19 protein-coding genes and 2 pseudogenes are annotated in these 20,262 nt (G+C 41.1%); 12 read left to right on the forward strand and 9 right to left on the reverse strand.

The window, feature by feature from the left end; translation table 11 throughout:
• Positions 1–89: 89 nt before the first annotated feature.
• Positions 90–788: a tetratricopeptide repeat protein gene (locus CSQ79_RS03110; protein ID WP_099699713.1), complete on the reverse strand. Its 699-nt coding sequence runs from the start codon at positions 786–788 to the stop codon at positions 90–92.
• Between the two features lie 286 nt (positions 789–1,074).
• On the opposite strand from CSQ79_RS03110, the gene CSQ79_RS03115 reads away from it, so the two are divergent.
• Complete coding sequence (locus CSQ79_RS03115; RefSeq protein WP_289500381.1) at positions 1,075–2,070, forward strand: helix-turn-helix transcriptional regulator; 996 nt, start codon at positions 1,075–1,077, stop codon at positions 2,068–2,070.
• On the opposite strand, the gene CSQ79_RS03120 is transcribed toward CSQ79_RS03115, so the two are convergent.
• Entirely contained in the window at positions 2,056–2,829 is a 774-nt protein-coding gene (locus tag CSQ79_RS03120) for an Rpn family recombination-promoting nuclease/putative transposase (protein WP_099699714.1), read from the reverse strand. The genes CSQ79_RS03115 and CSQ79_RS03120 overlap by 15 nt on opposite strands.
• Before the next feature lie 177 nt (positions 2,830–3,006).
• On the opposite strand from CSQ79_RS03120, the gene CSQ79_RS03125 reads away from it, so the two are divergent.
• From CSQ79_RS03125 to CSQ79_RS27325, 3 genes are all read left to right on the forward strand, one after another.
• Complete coding sequence (locus tag CSQ79_RS03125; protein WP_099699715.1) at positions 3,007–5,583, forward strand: TonB-dependent siderophore receptor; 2,577 nt, start codon at positions 3,007–3,009, stop codon at positions 5,581–5,583.
• A gap of 124 nt (positions 5,584–5,707) precedes the next feature.
• Positions 5,708–6,286 (forward strand): ABC transporter substrate-binding protein, encoded by a 579-nt coding sequence (locus CSQ79_RS27320; RefSeq protein WP_289500383.1) that lies wholly within the window; start codon positions 5,708–5,710, stop codon positions 6,284–6,286.
• A gap of 17 nt (positions 6,287–6,303) precedes the next feature.
• Positions 6,304–6,720, forward strand: coding sequence for an ABC transporter substrate-binding protein (locus CSQ79_RS27325; RefSeq protein WP_502693905.1), 417 nt, complete (start codon positions 6,304–6,306; stop codon positions 6,718–6,720).
• Between the two features lie 138 nt (positions 6,721–6,858).
• Here the strand turns inward: CSQ79_RS27325 and CSQ79_RS28780 are convergent.
• Together CSQ79_RS28780 and CSQ79_RS03140 are read right to left on the reverse strand one after the other, a co-directional pair.
• A pseudogene (locus CSQ79_RS28780) lies at positions 6,859–7,220 on the reverse strand (DUF4351 domain-containing protein); the annotation flags it as partial.
• A gap of 53 nt (positions 7,221–7,273) precedes the next feature.
• Positions 7,274–8,122, reverse strand: a pseudogene (locus CSQ79_RS03140) (Rpn family recombination-promoting nuclease/putative transposase).
• Between the two features lie 447 nt (positions 8,123–8,569).
• On the opposite strand from CSQ79_RS03140, the gene CSQ79_RS03145 reads away from it, so the two are divergent.
• Positions 8,570–10,348 (forward strand): ABC transporter ATP-binding protein, encoded by a 1,779-nt coding sequence (locus CSQ79_RS03145; RefSeq protein ID WP_099699716.1) that lies wholly within the window; start codon positions 8,570–8,572, stop codon positions 10,346–10,348.
• A 5-nt stretch (positions 10,349–10,353) separates the two neighbouring features.
• Here CSQ79_RS03145 and CSQ79_RS03150 read toward each other — a convergent pair whose 3' ends face one another.
• Positions 10,354–11,631: a recombinase family protein gene (locus tag CSQ79_RS03150; protein ID WP_099699717.1), complete on the reverse strand. Its 1,278-nt coding sequence runs from the start codon at positions 11,629–11,631 to the stop codon at positions 10,354–10,356.
• Between the two features lie 17 nt (positions 11,632–11,648).
• On the reverse strand, positions 11,649–12,023 hold the full coding sequence (locus CSQ79_RS03155) for a VOC family protein (protein WP_099699718.1): 375 nt from the start codon (positions 12,021–12,023) through the stop codon (positions 11,649–11,651).
• Positions 12,024–12,214: 191 nt separating this feature from the next.
• Here CSQ79_RS03155 and CSQ79_RS03160 point away from each other — a divergent pair, with 191 nt between their 5' ends.
• From CSQ79_RS03160 to CSQ79_RS03175, 4 genes are all read left to right on the forward strand, one after another.
• A complete protein-coding gene (locus CSQ79_RS03160; RefSeq protein WP_099699788.1) occupies positions 12,215–12,634 on the forward strand; it encodes a pentapeptide repeat-containing protein in 420 nt (139 codons plus the stop codon).
• Between the two features lie 206 nt (positions 12,635–12,840).
• Positions 12,841–14,523 carry a dihydroxy-acid dehydratase gene (gene ilvD, locus CSQ79_RS03165; protein WP_099699719.1) on the forward strand — a complete coding sequence of 561 codons (1,683 nt, stop codon included), beginning with the start codon at positions 12,841–12,843 and terminating at the stop codon, positions 14,521–14,523.
• 198 nt (positions 14,524–14,721) lie between these two features.
• The gene (locus tag CSQ79_RS03170; RefSeq protein WP_099699720.1) at positions 14,722–16,038 is read left to right on the forward strand and encodes a cytochrome P450; all 1,317 of its coding nucleotides are present in this window, start codon (positions 14,722–14,724) and stop codon (positions 16,036–16,038) included.
• A gap of 153 nt (positions 16,039–16,191) precedes the next feature.
• A complete protein-coding gene (locus tag CSQ79_RS03175) occupies positions 16,192–16,833 on the forward strand; it encodes a hypothetical protein (RefSeq protein WP_099699721.1) in 642 nt (213 codons plus the stop codon).
• A gap of 1 nt (position 16,834) precedes the next feature.
• Here the strand turns inward: CSQ79_RS03175 and CSQ79_RS03180 are convergent, their stop codons facing one another.
• Positions 16,835–17,614 (reverse strand): class I SAM-dependent methyltransferase, encoded by a 780-nt coding sequence (locus tag CSQ79_RS03180; RefSeq protein WP_099699722.1) that lies wholly within the window; start codon positions 17,612–17,614, stop codon positions 16,835–16,837.
• A gap of 434 nt (positions 17,615–18,048) precedes the next feature.
• Here CSQ79_RS03180 and CSQ79_RS03185 point away from each other — a divergent pair, with 434 nt between their 5' ends.
• The 3 genes from CSQ79_RS03185 to CSQ79_RS03195 all read left to right on the forward strand — a co-directional run bounded on the left by CSQ79_RS03185 (position 18,049) and on the right by CSQ79_RS03195 (position 19,242).
• Complete coding sequence (locus CSQ79_RS03185) at positions 18,049–18,255, forward strand: DUF2283 domain-containing protein (RefSeq protein ID WP_099699723.1); 207 nt, start codon at positions 18,049–18,051, stop codon at positions 18,253–18,255.
• A 332-nt stretch (positions 18,256–18,587) separates the two neighbouring features.
• Positions 18,588–18,911, forward strand: coding sequence for a nucleotidyltransferase family protein (locus tag CSQ79_RS03190; protein ID WP_502693906.1), 324 nt, complete (start codon positions 18,588–18,590; stop codon positions 18,909–18,911).
• Positions 18,898–19,242, forward strand: coding sequence for a HepT-like ribonuclease domain-containing protein (locus tag CSQ79_RS03195; RefSeq protein ID WP_099699724.1), 345 nt, complete (start codon positions 18,898–18,900; stop codon positions 19,240–19,242). The genes CSQ79_RS03190 and CSQ79_RS03195 overlap by 14 nt, the downstream gene beginning before the upstream one ends.
• 284 nt (positions 19,243–19,526) lie before the next feature.
• On the opposite strand, the gene CSQ79_RS03200 is transcribed toward CSQ79_RS03195, so the two are convergent.
• Entirely contained in the window at positions 19,527–19,934 is a 408-nt protein-coding gene (locus tag CSQ79_RS03200; protein WP_099699725.1) for a type II toxin-antitoxin system VapC family toxin, read from the reverse strand.
• Positions 19,935–19,939: 5 nt separating this feature from the next.
• Entirely contained in the window at positions 19,940–20,185 is a 246-nt protein-coding gene (locus CSQ79_RS03205; protein ID WP_099699726.1) for a hypothetical protein, read from the reverse strand.
• Positions 20,186–20,262 lie beyond the last annotated feature (77 nt).

The following is a 20,262-nucleotide window of genomic DNA, read 5'->3' on the forward strand; positions in this document are numbered from 1 at the left end:
TCGCTTAAGTTATTGGTATAAATATAAACACAACTGCTGTTATTTTATTGAATTCCTACAGAGTACACGTCTTCTGGAGTTACCAGCATCTAACCTGAGAATAATCTACTGTATGCTACTGAAGGGTCATCATCTGATTTTAATTCCCTTAATAACTGTTCTAGGCGATAAGTTTGATCGAGGCGATTTTGAGATTTGAAGATACTTAAAGCTTTTTCTAAAGATACTAAAGCTTCATCGCGTCTCCCTTGTTGCCAAAGTGCTTGTCCTAAATGTGTTAAAGCTTCACCATACTCAGGATTAATTTCTAGTGCTTTTTGATACTCGGTTATCGCTTCTTGCCATCTACCCTGACGTGCCCGAACCATACCGATCGCATTATAAGCTAGGGCATAGCGCGAATTATGTTCAATTGCTTGTTGATAAGCTGCGATCGCTTCTTCGGCTTTTTCTTGACGAAACAGGACGTTTCCTAACTTGTAATGTGCTACAGCGTACTTTGGATATCTTTTAATTAACTTGCGTAAAAGTTCTTCAGCTTCGATAAATTTATCCTGGCTGTATAAAGCATCAGCTGCTTGAATGAATCGAGTACGTTCTTCGTCTCTGTTTTCTCCCATCTGCGCTAGTTGAAATTGCTGATGAGGAAGTGTTGTACGAGACTTATTACTTATAACTTGCGTTTGGGCTAGTACTATTGGAGATATGCTAACCACTGTTACACAGCCTAATGCCAAGCAACCCAAAGGTTTAACTGAATTGAATTTAACTTTACGTTTCAGGTTCATCGCATTAAATACCTGAATTACTCTTTATTTATGATAGTTTTCTTCTGATTATTGGATATTTAGTGATGTATCTGCCTTGGGCGATCGCAATCGTAACTAACTGTTACAAAAACCCATTTACTACAGTTTTCACTCATACACATAACTAAGCAGTGCCTCCTTAACTATGGACGCAGTTGAAGTTGCTAATTTTATTGCGAACAATTATTATTAAGTTCAACTCAAATTCAGGTGTCAGCAGCACCCAATCCTGTAAACCAGTCGCCAAGTAGCCTAACTAAGTAGTATGACCATTACAATTGCCTTCGAGGAGTTTATCGAGAAAGCTACTTTAGTAAAAGAATGCACGGATGCAGACAATAATTACTCAGAGGCGCTATCTGAATATCCTCAAAGCTTGGGTAAAGGCAGTATCTTAAACATTGAGCTACGCAATGGATTTTACCTCACAATTGAAGATTACCAAGTACATAGCGATGTGGTTGTTAGTTATCCAGAGTTGCAGCATCCTTTGGGCTTTTATTTCCAACTCTCAGGCGGTATACATTGTCAGCGCTATGGCTTGAATTGTGCTGGTGACAGCATCATATCCGGCAGTGGATTGATACCACAATTGTTTCATAAGAGTTTTGCTTGTGAGCCTAACAAAGCTGTCAAAGTGCATATAGCACCAGAAGTGTTCAATAACTTCATGGGTATTGAGGACGATGCTATCCCATTCCAAATGAAGCACCTTTTTAGGAAACCGAATCAAGAGTACTACTTTCGTAACGGCACAATTACAACACAAATGCAAGTCGCTGTGCAGCAGATTTGGCAGTGTCCTTTTCAAGGTTTGGTTAAACGTATTTACTTAGAAAGCAAAATTTTAGAGTTAATTGCTTTGCGGTTGCAACAAGATATTGAAGGAGAAGCAACACGGAGATTGAATCATCCTATAAAAAAGGATGTCCTTGAAAAGATTTACTATGCAAAAGAGATTTTAGAACATCGTCTTGACAACCCACCTTCAGTATTAGAGTTAGCGCAGCTAGTTGGTCTCAATCACCATCAACTTAAACAAGGCTTTCGTCAGGTTTTGGGTAAGACAGTTTTTGGCTACTTATATCAATTTCGTATGGAACAAGCACACTTGCTTTTATACGAAGGCAAAATGAGTGTAGCTGAAGTAGCGAATGCTGTAGGCTATGAACATCTCGGTCACTTTGCAGGTGCATTTAAGCGAAAATTTGGTATTAATCCTAGCGCTTGTTTAAAAGGAAAAAACTTAAGTAATTTCTAACTGTTCTACCGCCTCAATTGCTAAACCTGTGAATTTGGCGACAACTTCAGCAGACATTCCTTCTTTAAGCATATTAATCGCAATTTGCCGTGCTTTTTCTTGCTGCCCTTGTTCGCGCCCTTTCTCTAAACCTTCGGCGATGATTGACTGATAGATGACTGACTCGCGCATGATATCCTGCCTGAGTAGACGTTGAATGACATCTTCTTTTAATACTAGCCCAGCTAAAAGCGCTGCTGATGCCGCGATATTACTTTGCATTCTGCGATCGCTGATTTGCTCAATTTGAGTCGCTACTTGCTGTAATGCTGTGGTTTTATCGTTAGCATTACTTAACGTCGCAAATGGAAGTAAACCTGGAGTTTGCAGAAATATTTCTGTAGGCTGTTCCCAAAGGCGAATTACCGTAAACTGATGCTGCAAGTTTTCAATAACAAAGCTTGTTTGGTACACCAGTTCAGATGCGGTTTGTGCCAAATAAATGACGACTGGGCGCATTTGTTTTTGCGGAAAACGTCGATACACGCGCAAGCGGTAATCAGCCATGCGAAAGGGAATACCTGCATCTGGTTTAGTTTGAAATTCAACATGCAGTACGACTTCGTTTGATTGCAGCAGAATCAGGGCATCTGCACGAATGGGTTCGAGAGATAATTCTTTGGGGCTTAGTTGAGTAAGTGCGATCGCTTCTCCTAAAAGCCAAGAGGCGAAGTCGGTGGCAAAATTTTCCGCGAGAAACTTGCAAACATTATCAAACATGAGGGCATTGTATCAAGCATTGCCAGCCAACCATAAAAAATCCTCCTCTTACTTCCTCCTTCTAGCTATTCGCCTTCTAGGGACAATAACTCGCCCTCCAAGGATAGACTTAGTTGTGACAAAAACTCTAAACTCTGCATACAAGCTACTTGAGAAGTATTCTCTTTAGCTTTATCAATGCTTTCATGCGGAGTGTGGGGAACAGTGCGGCTATTTTGGATATTAAGTTACAAGTGTGGAATCATTGCGTCGTTCTTGCTGCTTGTCTATCCTGTACAAGCTTTGGAGTGGAGTAACAAAGATAATCCTCAGCTAAATCAGATTGAGCAGATTTCTCAGAGTACAGAATTACTCGTACAGTCTCCAGCACCCACATCAGAAATTGTCCAAGTTACGGGAGTTCAAGCTAATCGTACTCCTCAGGGTGGGGAAGTCATTTTACAGACGACTCAAGGAGAACAACTGCAAGTCATAAATCGCGGTAGTGGTAATAACTACATTGCGGATATCCCAAATGCACAATTGCGTTTACCTAATAACGATGCTTTTACGTTTCGTTCCGAAAACCCAATTGAGGGTATTACTGAAATAACAGTTACAAACATTGATGCAAACACTGTGCGAGTAGCAGTCACGAGTGAAACAGCGTTACCGACGGTCGAGTTATTTGATAGCGATGAGGGCTTAATTTTTGGGTTTGTCACGGCTGCATCTTCCGCACAACAGCTGCAGCAACCAGAGACACCTTTAGCAGAAGATGATGAATTAATTGAAATTTTGGTGACAGGTGAACAAGATGGGTATCGTGCGCCAAACGCCAGCACTGCAACCCGAACTGACACGCCGCTAGGGGATATTCCGCAATCGATTCAGATTATTCCGCAAGAAGTGCTACGCGATCAACGTGCCGATATTAGTAGTGCGCTTCTTAATTCACCTAGTGTCCGCAACTCTGCACCTACTAATTTTCCTGAGTTGCGGCTACAAGTTCGGGGATTCTTTAGTCAGCCCACGCTGAATGGAATTAGAGAGACTAACGGCTTAGCTTCTAACGTTGGACCTGACCTGACAGGAATTGAAAGAATTGAAGTTCTCCAAGGTCCAAACTCCGTTCTATTTGGCTCATCTTCGCCAGGCGGGACAGTTAATTTTGTCACGAAACAGCCGCTGCGAGATCCCTACTACTTCGTTGAAGCAACTGTGGGTAGTTTTAACTTTTACCGTGGTGAAGTGGATCTATCTGGACCATTAGACGATTCTGGCAGAGCCTTGTATCGACTCAATGCATCTTACAGAGATCAAGAGTTTTTCACTGACTTGAGCGAAACCAGAAATTTGGTAATTGCACCAGTTGTAAGCTTTGCGCTTGGTGAGAATACAAATCTGACCATCGAAGGAATTTATAAGAACCTATACCAAGACAACTATAACTTGGGCTTGCCAGCAATTGGGACGATATTTCCTAACCCAAATGGCAGCATACCCCGTACCCGTATCACTAACGAAGGCAATCTTGATGTCACAGTTGCAAGAATTGGATATCGGTTAGAGCATGAATTTACTGAGAATTGGTCGTTAAGCAATGCATTTCGATATGGATATCTTGATTACGATGGTGCTGGAATTAATGTCGGCACTGCACTTTTACCCGATAATCGTACCCTGCTGAGAGGCTATTTGGATGATTTTGACGATCAGTATAGTGATTATAGACTTACAACTAATGTTATTGGCAGGTTTTCAACGGGTTCAATTCAACATCAGCTACTCTTCGGCATTGATCTAGGAAGGCTGGATAACAGCATTAATTTTACGAATAGAACGGGTGCGTCAATTGATTTATTCAATCCTATCTACGGTCAACCACCTGAAGCGATTACATTTGAAACTGATAGTAATAGTGTGACAGATGAACTTGGGATTTTAGTGCAAGATCAGATAGCGATCGCAGACAACTTAAACTTACTTTTAAGCGGTCGATTTGATATCTTCAAGCAAACCAACGAGGACTTTCTTGCCGATACCGAAACAAGTCAATCAGGAAGTGCCTTTAGTCCGCATGTGGGAATTGTTTATCAACCCATTCCACCAATTTCGCTTTATGCTAACTACAGCCGTTCGTTTGAGCCAGCGATTGGTAGAGCTTTTGACGATAGTGAGTTTGAACCTACTAGAGGTACTCAGTTTGAAGTCGGGGTTAAAGCCGATGTGAATGACAGACTTTTGACGACACTTGCTTTGTATGATATTACGCAATCGAATGTGTTAACCGATGACCCTGAGAATTTAGGCTTCTCGGTGCAAACAGGGAAACAGCGTAGTCAAGGAATCGAACTGAGTCTTGCTGGTGAAATTTTACCAGGATGGAATGTGTTTGCTAGTTATGCTTATAACGATGCCCGCGTCACGGAAGATAATGTGATACCAGTTGGCAACCGCATACAACGGACAACTCCTCATGCGGCGAGTTTATGGACAACTTATGAAATTCAACAAGGCGAGTTGCAAGGTTTAGGATTTGGTTTGGGACTGTTTTTCGTCGGCGATCGCGCCGGAGATACTGACAACACATTTGAAGTCCCCAGCTACTTAACAACCGATGCGGCTATTTTCTACGAAAGAAATGGTTTGCGTGCAGCGCTGAATTTCAAAAACCTCTTTAACGTAGACTATTTTGAAAATGCGTTCAATCGATTGCGAGTCCATCCTGGCGCACCATTTACTGTGCAAGGAACAATTTCATGGCAATTTTGAGAAGCTTGGCGAATTCATTCGCAGCTATACAAACAAAGTTCACCTTTGTGAACTTACTAATAAAACTTAACGGGCAAGAATTTTTAAAGATGGCTGCTTATCGGGTTTTACGAAGTAAATGTTGATGAAAATACTCTTACGTCGCCTGATTTCCCTATTTTTATTAGGTGTTTTGATGTGTACATTTATTTCAGCGTGTAGTAGCAGTGTTTCTCAGAATGCTACAAACCCCAAACTGCCAAATACAGAATGTCGCGTAGTGCAACACGCCAGAGGAGAAACTTGTATTCCCCTCAATCCAAAACGAATTGTCACTTTGGACTTCAATAGTCTTGCGGTTGTCCTTGCTTTAAATATTAAACCGCTCGCAACATGGATAACAACTGAAATAGAAGATGACTTTCGTTACTTTAAAGGAAACGCAGATGGAGTTGAAATTTTCCGCAGTCCATCGGGCCAACCCAATTTGGAAAAACTTCTATCTCTCAAACCTGACTTAATTATTGTTATTTCGCATCCAGTCTTTGAAGATACCTATGAATATGTATCACAAATTGCGCCTACAGTAATTTTACCCTGGGTAGAAACTAGGGGTAATTGGAAACAACACCTCAAAGATGCTGCCAGAGTACTTGAAAGAACCGAAGTAGCTACTCGACGGATGACTATTATCGACGTGTTGAGGAACTCAAGCAGACACTAGGCGATCGCCAACAGTCAATTCGTATATCCTTCGCCTATGTTGCTGCTGGAGAATTATATATAGCCCGTAAAAGATCTTTTGCAGGCGGAATCTTAAATGACTTGGGATTGCTTAATCCGCGCTTTGAAGATTCAGATGCTACAGGTGAAATTTTGATTTCTGAAGAAATTTTGCCAGAGATTGATAGCGATATCTTGTTTATTGCACCGTTACGAAAAGATGACAACTCCTTTATACAACGGCTTCAGCAAAAGCCTTTATGGTCTAAGCTCAAAGCAGTACAGAATAATCAAGTGTATATAGTAGATTTTTCGGTCTGGCGTGGACTCAATATCCTCGCGGCGCATGAAATACTAAATGAGCTATATAAATACCTAATAAACACACGCTATTCGTTTGCAAATCCTGCCATTGTTCCTTCGCAGAATTGCTAAACAATTAACCGTGCAGTGTCACAGACAAGCCGTTACTCTACGAGAAGGCTTCGCCAATGCGTCTGCGCATTATTTCCTTGACAAATTCAGTTATTTATGCATATAAAAGCACCTAACGAAATTGAGATTAGCTTTAAACTAAACGCCTTGACTCAACCAAGCTTCTAAATCGGCGATTTCCTGAAAGTCTAGTAAGGCTTCAGCCAGATTTTCTACTTGTGCTAAGGATAAAGATTCAATTTGAGTTCGCATATCTGCGGTAATTCCCCTATACGTCAGGTGAGTTGACGCAGCACAAGCGATCGCCCTTCTGAATAGCGTCCGCGTTGTTCTCCGATTTGTTCGCCTTCAGCCAAGATTTCCTGATAAATTACAGATTCGCGCATCATCCCCTCTCGAAATATTTGCTGTATCAACTCCTTGTTGGATTTTAACCCCGCCAATATTTGGGTATAAACAGCGATTTTTAAGCGTTTTTCTACTTCTTCAAGTTGATTAAGCAGAGTAAATATAACTCAGAGAACCTAGAGACTACATCTACACATTGCCTAAATTACAGAAGCGATCGCAATTCCTCAACAGTGTTAGCTGTGATAATATTCTGTAAAATCAACTTTAAACGTTCTAAATCAGAAACTTGAGTAATTTGTGGCATCAACTCTAATCCATCGCTGCCAAATTTTGCTTCCAAGCTAGTTTCGATACTAGAAAGGACTCCTTGTCTTTGTCCGCGTGCTTCTCCCTCACGTAATATTTCTTGGTACCAAGGTGATTCGCGTAATACAGCCATATCCCACCTCATGATTTCTTGAACTAGTGTACTCTCTAGGACAAACGTAGCAAAAAATGCTAAAACCGTTTCAAGTTGGTTTAACTGTTCGTTATTGCGTAAGATTTGCAAAGCTTCGCGAATTATCGATTCATCCTCTCCACCTTTAAGAATGGGTACAAAAGGTAGCAGTGCAGGTAATGATTGCTGGAAAGCTATGTTGACATCGACTTCCCATAAATTAATTACTCGGTAGTCTTGACGCACTTGTAAACCCGCAACGTTCGCAGTATATGTCGTGGGAATTGCTGTGTCTGTTGACTTGAGAATATTGATTAAAACAGGATAAGTTGGTAAATTATACTTCTCTTCTGCAAGTCCTGCATAGGCACGCATCCGACGCGGCATTTTGGAAGTGTAACGCAATTGTAACTCGTTGAGAACGAGAAATTCTTCTTGTGTTTGAGAATTTTGAACGCGGATTAAAACATCACTTTCTCTAGATATCCATTGAAACTCAGAATTCAGAATTTCCTTAGCTACAATATTGGGTATTTTTGTTATCTATCTTACCCAGTTATCGGGTGCGAGACTAATTAACCTTTTAGTGCTGATATCGGTGCGTTTTGTCATTAACGGCTCAAAAGCATATTTAGATGAATAAAACAAGTAAGTCTTGCAAACAAGTGTCACTCAAGAACTGGTAATAGGTAATTGGTTAAAGCATCTATCCTGCGGAAGGAACGCGAGATATATACTGATACCACCTAATTAGCACAATATTCTCTAGCTACATTCTTGTTTAATCTTGTATATCGAGGTAAAGAAATAGCTGAATACTTTTCTAACTAAACAAGAAATTTATTCATTAGATTTTATCAGAAAGTTACCTTTTTAGGATAAAAATTTGCCGTTTTTGGATAGACTGAATGTCTCAAAAGCTATTAAGATCGTTCAGCAGTTAATTTGATTACTTAAACCTTGCGCCTACAACAAAAAAGCACTTTACAAAAATTTGCAAATAGATAGTTATGTTCAGCCTCTAGTTATCAGTATTCAAGTATAAAAATAAATAGCATTATGCATTTTTCCTCGGTTGGTAAAAAGCACCCACTCCTACGGTTATTACGCTACGCCAAAGGCTACAGAACTCAAATATGGAGTGCGATCGCCTGTACAATCCTCAACACACTTTGTGACTTGGCACCATCATACTTAATTGGGGTTGCAGTAGATGTCGTGGTGGAACGGGAGAACTCGCTGATTTCGCGCTTGGGTGTTACCAGTATTGTAGGGCAGCTGGGGGTGCTATCACTCTTAACGCTGCTAATTTGGAGCTTAGAATCACTTTTTGAATTTTTATACGATCGCCAGTGGCGCAACCTAGCCCAAACAATCCAGCATGAATTACGCCTTGATGCTTACACGCATTTACAAGAACTCGAACTGAATTTCTTTGAAGAACGTTCTACAGGAACACTTCTATCAATTTTGAATGATGATATCAATCAATTAGAACAGTTTCTCAATTCGGGAGCAGCAGAAGTTATCCATTTTATCACGACAGTTCTCGCTGTCGGTGGCTCGTTTGCAATTATCGCTCCGAGTGTTGCGCCTTTTGCAATTATACCGATTCCTTTTATCTTCTGGGGTTCATTAGCATTTCAAAATCGACTTGCACCGCGCTATGCTGACGTCCGAGAAAAAGCAGGTTTGATTAGTAGTCGTTTAACTAATAACCTCTCAGGGATTGCAACGATTAAAAGCTTTACTGCTGAACCGTATGAGCGATCGCGTGTTATGGACGAAAGTGAAGCCTATCGTCGCAGTAACCAAAAAGCGATCGCACTTAGTGCTGCTTTTTTTCCACTGATTCGCTTGATAGTTGTCTTGGGTTTCATTGCCACGCTGTTTTTTGGTGGTGTTGCAGTGGCTAATGGTAACATCACAGTGGGTACTTATGGCTTTTTGGTGTTTATTGTCCAACTACTGCTATGGCCCTTTGCGTCTTTAAGCCAACTGATGGACGAGTATCAACGCGCAATGGCTTCGATCCGACGCGTGATGCGGTTATTAGATACTCCAACTGCGATTCCTACAGGTAGTCATTCGTTACCTTTAGAAGCAGTAAGAGGTGAAGTACGGCTTGATAATATTACTTTTGCCTACAAAGATCGCAATCACGTTCTCAAAAACTTATCATTGCACATTCCGGCTGGGGCAAATATCGGCATTGTTGGTGCAACAGGTTCCGGTAAAAGTACGCTGGTAAAACTGCTATTGCGTTTTTATGAAATTCAAGCCGGACAAATTTTGATTGATGACATCGATATTCGAGAGTTGCGACTACTAGATCTGCGGCGTTGTATTGGTTGGGTAAGTCAGGATGTGTTTCTATTTCACGGTACAGTTGCCGAAAATATTGTCTACGGTAACTTTGACGCTAGTTATGATGACATTATTCACGCTGCCAAGTTAGCAGAGGCACACGAATTTATTGAGCAACTACCGCAAAAATACGATACGATTGTTGGCGAACGCGGTCAAAAACTTTCGGGCGGACAACGACAGCGACTAGCGATCGCGCGGGCGATTCTCAAAGATCCGCCAATTCTCATTTTAGATGAAGCGACATCTGCAGTGGACAATGAAACTGAAGCGGCGATTCAAAAGTCTTTATTCGTGATTACGCAAAATCGGACAACAATTGCGATCGCACATCGTCTTTCAACAATTCGGCACAGCGATCGTATTTATGTCATGGATAAAGGTGAAGTTGTCGAACAGGGTAAACACGAGGAACTGTTAGCACTTAATGGCATCTATGCTAGTTTGTGGTGCGTGCAGTCTGGGGTTTAATTAGACTAAAAAACAAAAATTACTTGCAGATGCCATTTATCATTTTGGCGGATCAACTGAATTTGTCGAATAAATTCGCGAAAATAAAAGCGGCGTTCAGCTTCGGATAAATCTAACCAAAATTGAGGAATTGAAACTGCTTGTGCAACAGATCGCAAATTGACTGGTGGTAAAGTTGCAAGTTGTGTTTGTAATTCGGATATTTCGGTGCGGAGTTTGTAATCTCTTAGTTGTGCGGTTTCAGGATCTAAAATTTCAGTAGTGATTAAATTGGGTAACTGAGCAAGTATTTGTTGTTTGGAGGCGATCGCCCGATTTAAAGACTCCTTAACTGCATCTAACTGCGGAAAATTCATCCCAGCAACTGCACGCGGTAAATCTTGACACACTGTAGCAATTGTGCATTCTAAAACCTGAGCATAAGCGATCGCACGACATTTTGGACGTTTGGGGCAAAGTGTAGGACGTAAATAGAGATATTCACTCTTTTTTTGGTGAGTCGTGACGCGCACTACTGTCATCGGCGATTGACATTCTTGACAAACAACTAAACCCGCAAGACTTCGCGGCGCACTCGCGGTGCGTGGTGGTAAACGTCGATTTCGTCGTAACAGGCGATCGACTTGTGCGGCTTCTTCTCTAGAGATAATTGGAACGTGGGTATTTGCAACCACATCACCGTTTTGATACGCAGTATCACCGCGATAGACAGGATTCGTTAACCAGCGTCGCCCAGTAGTGACAGAAATTTTCTTGTTGTATTTTTGGGCTAAATGACGTACTGCACCGCGTAAGGAACCGTATAGCAGAAAGTGTTCAAAAAAATCTTTGACGACGGGGGAAGCACTGCGATCTAATGCATATTTGTCTTTACCGCGACGATATCCATAAGGGGCTTTTCCTGGTGGAGGTTGGGCGCTGATCCGATTGCGCGCGTGTCCCTGGCGAATGCGGCGGCTACGTTGTTCGCTTTGCATCGCTTGTAGAAGTTGGATTAAGTCGCTTTGGATATCGGTAGTGTTGTGTTCGGTAGTGATGATTTTGATGTTTAGTGCTTGGAGTTGAGTGATGCGATCGCTGACTTCTTGTACTGAATCGCCAAGTTCTTGAATTTTGCGGATCAGAAGATATGCTGGTTCAGTTTGATAGTCTTTAATAAGTTGTTGAAGTTGCGTGCGTTTGCCGAGATCTTGGTAGATACAGTCAGTTTCCCAACCCCAGATTGTGGGATCGGGTGAAGATTCCAGGAGAGGATCGCTGTAAGTGTAGGCGATGATTTTCATGAATGAGCGATTAGCAATTAGCTGTTAGCATGCTGGAAGAGTTCGATGATGTTGTTGTCAGGATCTTTGGTGAAGAGTGCGGATCTACCAGAGGCGCTGGTTTGAATGGGGTAGTTGTGGGCTGTTAACTGTTGTTTTGCGGTGTCTAAGTCGTCTACAGCAAAGGAAATGTGGGGATTACGTCCCCATTTTTCTGAGTTTTGAATTTGTGGGGGAACAGTGGGCGCGACAATTAGGTGGAGTTGAAAGTCACCAATTTGATACCATACACCTGGAAAATTGAGGTTTCGCGCTGCTGATTTAGACAAGCCCAAGACATTGCTATAAAAATCTTCGGCACGTTGCAAGTCGGTGACAAGAAGTGCAGCATGGAGACATTGAGTGATTTGCATAGTGGCTAGTGTTTAGTGGCTAGTGTTTAGTGGAACAGGCAAGATCTCCGTAAGTCTAAAAAGAAATCAATATTTAGATTTTGAATCACTTGTACTCTTTTTTACTTCTTGCATTTTTTATTTGTTGCAAACTAATACAAGCAATTGCGCACAGCGCAGCGCTTTCATGCGATCGCACTCAAGAGGGTACTATGGATACTTCCGATTTAATCGCAAAGTACATCGCTGGAGAACGAGATTTTAAAGCTATTAATTTGATTGGTGCTAGCTTAGCGAAAATTAACCTCAGTGGTGCTTCGTTGCGTGAAGCATCGCTGAGTGAGGCTGATCTCAGTCAAGCTGACTTAGTAGGTACTAATTTTAGAGAAGCTTCCTTGAGTAAAGCAAACTTAAGTAAAGCAAACTTGAGTGGTGCTAACCTTAATGGGGCAAATTTATTTGCAGCAAATCTCCAAGGCGCTAACCTCAATGGTGCAGAATTGAAAATGGCAGATCTCAGGATGGCAAACTTAAGTGGTGCTGACTTACAAGGCGCAAGTATTTGGGGTGCATTCTTGACAGGAGCAAAATTACAAGGAACAATTATGCCAGATGGTACAGTTCATGAGTGATTAGTGGCTAGTGGCTAGTGGCTAGTGATGAGAATATCAGCTTAGTGCTAATCAATTACCAATTACCCATTACCAATTACCAATTACCAATTACCCATTACCCATTACCAAGCGTTACGAAATTTGAGACAATCAAGAAACAGTAGTGTAATTCGCCCTTGCTGGTAGCTACAATCTTCATTGCGTCTCATCAGGAATCCATTAAGATGCCGGACAATTTTAAAAGCCACGTTGTTACCCAAGGCGTACAGCGATCGCCTAATCGTGCAATGCTGCGTGCAGTAGGGTTTGGAGATAACGATTTTCTTAAAGCGATCGTCGGAATTGCCAATAGTCATAGCACAATCACTCCCTGCAATATGGGAATTAATCAACTCGCGCAACGCGCTGAAGCTGGAGTTCGTGCCGCTGGCGCAATGCCGCAAATGTTCGGTACGATCACCATCAGCGATGGTATCTCGATGGGAACTGAGGGAATGAAATATTCCTTAGTGTCGCGTGAAGTCATTGCAGATTCGATTGAAACTGCGTGTACGGGACAAAGTATGGATGGGATCCTGGCAATCGGTGGTTGTGATAAAAATATGCCAGGGGCAATGATTGCGATCGCTCGCATGAATATTCCCGCAATCTTTGTGTATGGTGGTACGATTAAGCCTGGTCATCACAATGGACGCGATTTAACGGTTGTCAGTGCATTTGAAGCTGTCGGACAATACAGCGCGGGTAAAATTCCTTACGAAGAACTTTTAGAAGTTGAACGCAAAGCGTGTCCTGGTGCGGGTTCTTGTGGAGGAATGTACACGGCTAATACAATGTCTTCCGCATTTGAAGCAATGGGAATGAGTTTACCTTATTCTTCAACAATGGCAGCTGAAGATGCAGAAAAAGCTGATAGTACAGAAAAATCTGCATTTGTATTAGTAGAAGCCATTCGCAACCAGTTATTACCCCGACAAATTCTCACGCGCCTCGCTTTTGAAAATGCCATATCAGTCATTATGGCGGTGGGTGGTTCAACAAATGCTGTGTTACATTTACTCGCGATCGCTCACACGGCAGGAGTAAAGTTAACACTAGATGACTTTGAAACCATTCGCGCCCGCGTTCCGGTACTGTGTGACTTAAAACCCAGCGGGCAATTTGTCGCGACAGATTTGCATCGCGCTGGTGGAATTCCCCAAGTCATGAAAATGCTACTCGTCCATGATTTACTGCATGGCGACGCACTCACAATTACAGGGAAAACTGTGGCTGAAGTTTTAGCCGATGTTCCCGCCGAACCACGTCCGGATCAATTTGTGATTCACCCTTGGGATAAACCGATATATCAGCAAGGACACTTGGCAGTTTTACGTGGCAATTTAGCAACAGAAGGCGCAGTTGCGAAAATTACAGGTGTGAAGAAACCAGTTATTACAGGTCCTGCGCGAGTCTTTGAATCAGAAGAAGCGTGTCTTGATGCCATTTTAGCAGGCAAGATTGTTGCAGGTGATGTCATAGTCATTCGCTACGAAGGTCCTAAAGGTGGTCCTGGAATGCGCGAAATGCTAGCGCCTACAAGTGCCATTATCGGTGCTGGGTTGGGTGACTCGGTAGGCTTAATTACCGATGGACGGTTTTCCGGTGGTACTTATGGTATGGTAGTCGGTCACGTTGCCCCAGAAGCGGCGGTAGGAGGTGCGATCGCACTTGTGCAAGAAGGTGACACAATCACGATTGATGCACCACAGCGCTTATTGAATTTGCACGTATCTGATGAAGAATTGCGATCGCGTCGGGCAAAATGGCAACCACCACAACCGCGTTACACCAAAGGCGTTTTAGCAAAGTATGCCAAATTAGTATCATCTAGCAGCGTCGGTGCTGTCACCGATTTGGGATTATAACTAAGTAGGTGGGCATAATTAAATATCACACACAACATTTATCGGGTAATGGGTAATGGGTAATGGGTAATGGGGAACGCGGTAATTCTTAATAAGTATTTTTCCAATTACCAATTACCAGTTACCAATGACCATCCTTTTACCAGTTACCAATGACCAACCTTCAAATGACATTTATTTTCACCCACTCACTTACCAATGAGTCATTATCGCCTTCCTCCTGGTCAAACAGGTTTACCTATCATTGGAGAATCACTGTCGTTTCGCTTCGATCCGCATTTTGTCGAAAAGCGCTATCAACAGTACGGTCCTATTTTTCGCACTCAAATTATTGGTAGACCTACGGTGTTTATGATTGGTCCAGAGGCTGTAGAATTTGTTCTTGCTAGCCATATGGATCATTTCTCTTGGCGGGAGGGATGGCCTGATAATTTTAAACTCTTACTCGGAGAATCGCTGTTTGTTCAAGATGGTGAAGAACACCGCAGAAATCGCCGTCTGATTATGCCAGCGATGCATGGTGCAGCACTAGAAAGTTATTTTGGTGTAATGGAGACACTAACGCAACAATATCTCCAAAAATGGCAACAAAAAGGCGAATTTGTTTGGTATGAAGAATTTAAACAACTCACTTTTGATATTGCAAGTCAACTATTACTAGGAACGAATACAGGTGCAGAAGTTACACGGTTGAGTCAGTTATTTACTACACTGACAGATGGCTTATTTGCTGTAAATCCGCTACGTTTACCTGGCACAAAATTAGGCAAAGCGATCGCCGCACGCAATCAAATTTTGCAGCACCTCGCTCAAGTTGTCAAAGAACGCCAGCAAAACCCGACTAAAGATGCACTCAGTTTACTCGTACAAGCGCGTGATGAAGATGGAAGCCGAATGAGCGATCGCGAACTTGTCGCTCAAGCTATGCTACTACTTTTTGCTGGTCATGAAACAACAACTGCAATGCTGACGTGGCTGTGTTTAGAATTAGCACTTCATCCAGAAGTGTTACAACGGGCAAGAAATGAGCAATTTGAGTTAGCCCAACAGGGAATATTATCACTAGAACAATTAGGCAGAATGCCTTATCTCGACCAAATTTTAGCTGAAGTTGAAAGGTTGCATCCTCCGGTTGCGGGTGGCTTTCGTGGTGTCGTCAAGCCGTTTGAATTCAAAGGCTATTATGTACCAGCAGGTTGGATGGTATCGTATTCAATTAAAATTACCCACCAGCTAGCAGAAATTTATTCTCAACCACAACATTTTAATCCTGACCGTTTTAGTCCGCAACGTCAAGAACACAAACAACGTCCCTACAGTTTAATTGGTTTCGGTGGTGGATCGCGAATTTGTGTCGGAATCGCGTTTGCCAAAATGGAAATGAAAGTTATTTCAGCACATTTATTACGTAACTACCAATGGGAATTGTTACCCCATCAAAATTTAGAAGATACCAGGTTTCCTACTAGTCGCCCTCAAGATGGACTGCGCGTCCAATTTCAACAACTAAAGTAAGTAAGAATATAAGTTAAAGGTGGTAATTGGTAACTGGTAACTGGTCATTGGTCATTGGAAGAATACTTATTAAGAATTACCGCGTTCTCCATTACCCATTACCTATTACCCCGTCCCAAAATTTAATATTTCTACTTTTGAGGTGCTTTTACTATGACAACAGTAAACAGCGAATTACAACAAAAAGTATATCACAGTATTGACCAGGTAAAAGATATTTTATTTAGAGCTACCGATCGCATACAAACAACTACGCAACACGTAAAAGATAAATTAACAGATACAGACAAAATAGATATTCAAAATGCGATTACGCAAAGCGCAGCAACTAAAGCGATCGCATCTTCTACAAGTCATTGGTTGCAGGATCATCCGGCGATTTTACGTTTGGTGCAAACTCTCATTTGGGCAACCGAACACCCGATTATTAGCATAATTCTTGGCTTGTTTGTTATTGCGATCGCCTGGAGTTTAATTAAATCAATTGGTCGTCTAGTTGATAAAATTGCAGCGGCTGTATTACAAACTCCATTAAAGCTACTCCAAGGATTATTTATTGTTGTTGTTCGCACCTTAGGAAATTTAGCAAATATAGTAACGAATAGATTACCACGTCATCCAATCCCCGAACAACTTACTTTATCGCAAACAAACACTCAAATTATTAAAGATAGATCTCAACAAATTGCCGAAATTTCTCAAAGATTAGAGGCAATTCAAAAAGAACAGAATGAACTTTTAGAAGCATTGATGGAAATTTTGGCAAGAGATGAAAAAAATATTACCCTTTCTTAAATTAGTTAATTTGAGTTTCTGCAAGATGCACATTAGTGCGGTAGATTATATAGACTAAGCCTTGTTTGTCACAATTACGATTGTACAATTCTTGTAACTTTGTTATCAGATACTGCTGTGCTGATTCTTCGCATGGCACGTAGGAAACACTTAAAGCACAACCAATCAATCCAGATAAATCTAAAGCTTGTTTGTAGGCAAACTCGTGTTTTTGAATATTAATAAAAGATGGTGTTGCAAATAATGGTTCCACTGATTTGAGGCGTAATGATTCAATAGGGTGACGATTGGAAACTTCACTTATCAACTGAATATATTCGGCAGTAAAGCAACAAGAGCGATCGCGTTCATTCCAGACGAGTGCTAAGCGTCCTGATGGTTGCAAAATACGATGGAATTCTTCTAAAGTTGTCTCAGGGTTAAACCAGTGAAATGATTGAAAGCAAGTGACTAAATTAACAGAGTTATTAGGTAAGCAAGTTGCTTCTGCAGTTCCATCCCGAAATTCTACTAACTGATGAGACTCTGCTGCTTGGCGCATTGCTGCATTAGGTTCAATGGCAATAACCTTGACTTTTTGCTGTGCTAATAATCGCGAGGAAATACCCGTTCCTGCACCAATATCAGCTGCTACAATTTGTGATGGTAATCCTTGCAAAATAACTTGTATCGCTTCATGCGGATAGCTAGGGCGATATTTTGCATAATCTGATGCTCGATCAGAAAAGCGTGTCAGTGGATTCATTAGGTGTAGCTGCGTGGCATTATTAGGAGTGCTCATAGCTGATTGTAAAGACGATCGAAATCATTAATATAGAACTATTTGCGATCGCGCGTAGCACACTGCCATAGGCGATCGCACTTTGTTTGAAAGTTCATTGCTCATAGTTTGAGCGATGGCTCTGATCAGAATGTAAACTATCTCAGGATACTGAGATGCTGTTTATAGCAATTAAGAATGAAGACTACAGCTTACTTTGAACAGAAGCTACTGGAACGTCCTGAAATTCAGCGCGAATGGTGTCAGCGTGTGATTGACAACCCCCTGAAGGAAGAAGTTCAGTCTGACATTAGCTGACGGGCGAGTCCGCTTTTGGGGAATGATTGCAGAATATGGTAATAAAGTCTTAAGAGTAGTCACCTCGAAGATAGAGAAACAATTCACAATGCTTTTTTTGACCGCAGCTTTATGAGAAAATATCAACAGGAGCAAAGATGAAAATTCGCTACTTTCAAGATACTGATACATTATCAATTCGGTTGAACGACAAACCAAGTTTAGAATCCGAGGAAATTGCTGATGATGTGGTAGTAGATTTTGATGCAGAGGGTAAGGTTGTAGGTATTGAAATTGAACGGGCTGCTGCTAAAGTTGAATTACAGCACTTTGAAATGAGTGGTTTTCAAGTTCTAGTTACGTAGAAATAATGCTTTGATTTGCACGCGATCGCACTCTTCACATCACTAAAGCGATCGCACTTTGTTTTAAATCTACTTTTTCTCGTTTTGGCGCTTGCTTTAATGGGAAACAGAACTAGATTAATTGTGCAATTGTTTTACTAAGCATAAGTAACTTTAGTATTTTATGCTGGCTGAGATCCTGTTTATCATGCTGAAATGAAGTTGGCTATATTGGGCTGTACGCTGAGAATGATGAAAGTAATACAATTTAAGATGGTTGCAAATTGGAGGTTGTGATGGTTCAAGCAACGGAATATCGTTACATTGCAGGAAATACACAAAAATTATTCTCAATGGAGATTATCATGCAGCCTGTATTACCAATTCATATTCCTCAAGCTAAAATTGCTGAGTTTTGCCAACGGCATCATATTCGGAGGTTATCGTTATTTGGTTCGGTGTTGCGGGATAATTTTAGACCGGAGAGCGATATTGATTTTTTAGTAGAATTTGAGCCAGGGAGAACTCCAGGTTACTTTAAGTTGGTAAGTATGGAAATGGAACTTTCAGAAATGCTGAAGGATAGAAAGATAGATTTAAGAACGCCTAATGAGTTAAGTATTTATTTCCGAGACAGAGTTATGACTGAGGCTGTGGTGCAGTATGACAGCCATTGATGATTTAACTCGCTTACGTCATCTCCAGGATGCAGCGAGAGAAATTATCGATTTTATGTCGGGAAAGACTAGAGATGATTTAGCTAACAATAGAATATTAGTGTTGGCAGTTGTTAAAGACTTAGAAATTATTGGTGAAGCTGCAGGGAGAATTTCAGCCGAATGTAGGACAAGACATCCTGAGATTTCTTGGGCAGCTATGGTTGGGATGCGAAATCGTTTAATTTATGCTTATTTTTCCATTGATGTAGATATTGTTTGGGATACGGTTACAAATGATTTAGCACCACTGATTGAGCAATTGGAAAGAGTAATTCAGGAGGAAAGTTAACTGATTATAAAAAATTCTTTTAAACAGGAGATTGATTCGGATTAAAAAGCAAATCAGAAAGGAGCTTATCAAATTTTTGTTGTTCAGGAGTATTAAAACTTATCTTATTTTAGAATAAGGCGATCGCACTCTTCACCATAGCCAAAGCGATTGCACTTCACACAATACCTCAAGCGATCGCACTTATAAGAAAAATATCAATTACAGGCGATGCCACTTCATACATTACCTAATAATGACAGCGAGCAGTTTCTTCTCAGAATTTGTTCTACACTCTTTGATATTTAGAGCAGTTTGATAAATCCAGCTTGCTGGAAATGATGGTCAGATGTAAAAGCGGTTGAGATTTGTTCTTGCATCATAACTACAAAACTAATACAGTCGGTTAAACTCCATTCTTTATCAAGACGTTGGCTGTATAGTTGCCATCCATTATTTAACAATGTCTGACTAATTGGGATAATTTCCAAGATATTTAATTGTCGCAAACCATTAACAAAAGTAATTGTTTTTGCTCTCACATTAGGTGCGCAGAGGGCATCAGCAACTTCTAAAAGAACAAATTCAGTTGTTAGTAAAAATACTTTCTGTTGTTTTAACTGGTTCATTACTTGAAAAGCAGACTGGTGGAGTGTATCACTCGTATTAAGCAACGCAATCCATGCTGCTGTGTCTACAAAGATTTTATCCAAAAGGCTTATTCCTGCTTAGGCTTGCCATAAAGATAATGGTCGTGTTGCTGCGCTAAGTCACTAATTCCAGTTTCTACCGCACAATCTTCTAGTAATTGAGTCAGCGTCTGCCACCCTAAGTCATCTGTAGATGATAAGCTAGTTTGATCTGTGTCTAAAAAAGTAATGATTACTGGTTCTCCCTCATGACCTTTGATCGGTTCAACTGGAGTTGCTACACCGTTGTGAAATTTACCTTTAACTGATTTCATTATTGTGTGTCACAAGTAGCTGTAAACACGAATACAAAATATCTAGCTTGCGCAGATGTATCCAATCTATATAATGA

It is taken from the genome of Gloeocapsopsis sp. IPPAS B-1203 (genome assembly GCF_002749975.1).
In the GTDB taxonomy this organism is placed as follows: domain Bacteria; phylum Cyanobacteriota; class Cyanobacteriia; order Cyanobacteriales; family Chroococcidiopsidaceae; genus Gloeocapsopsis.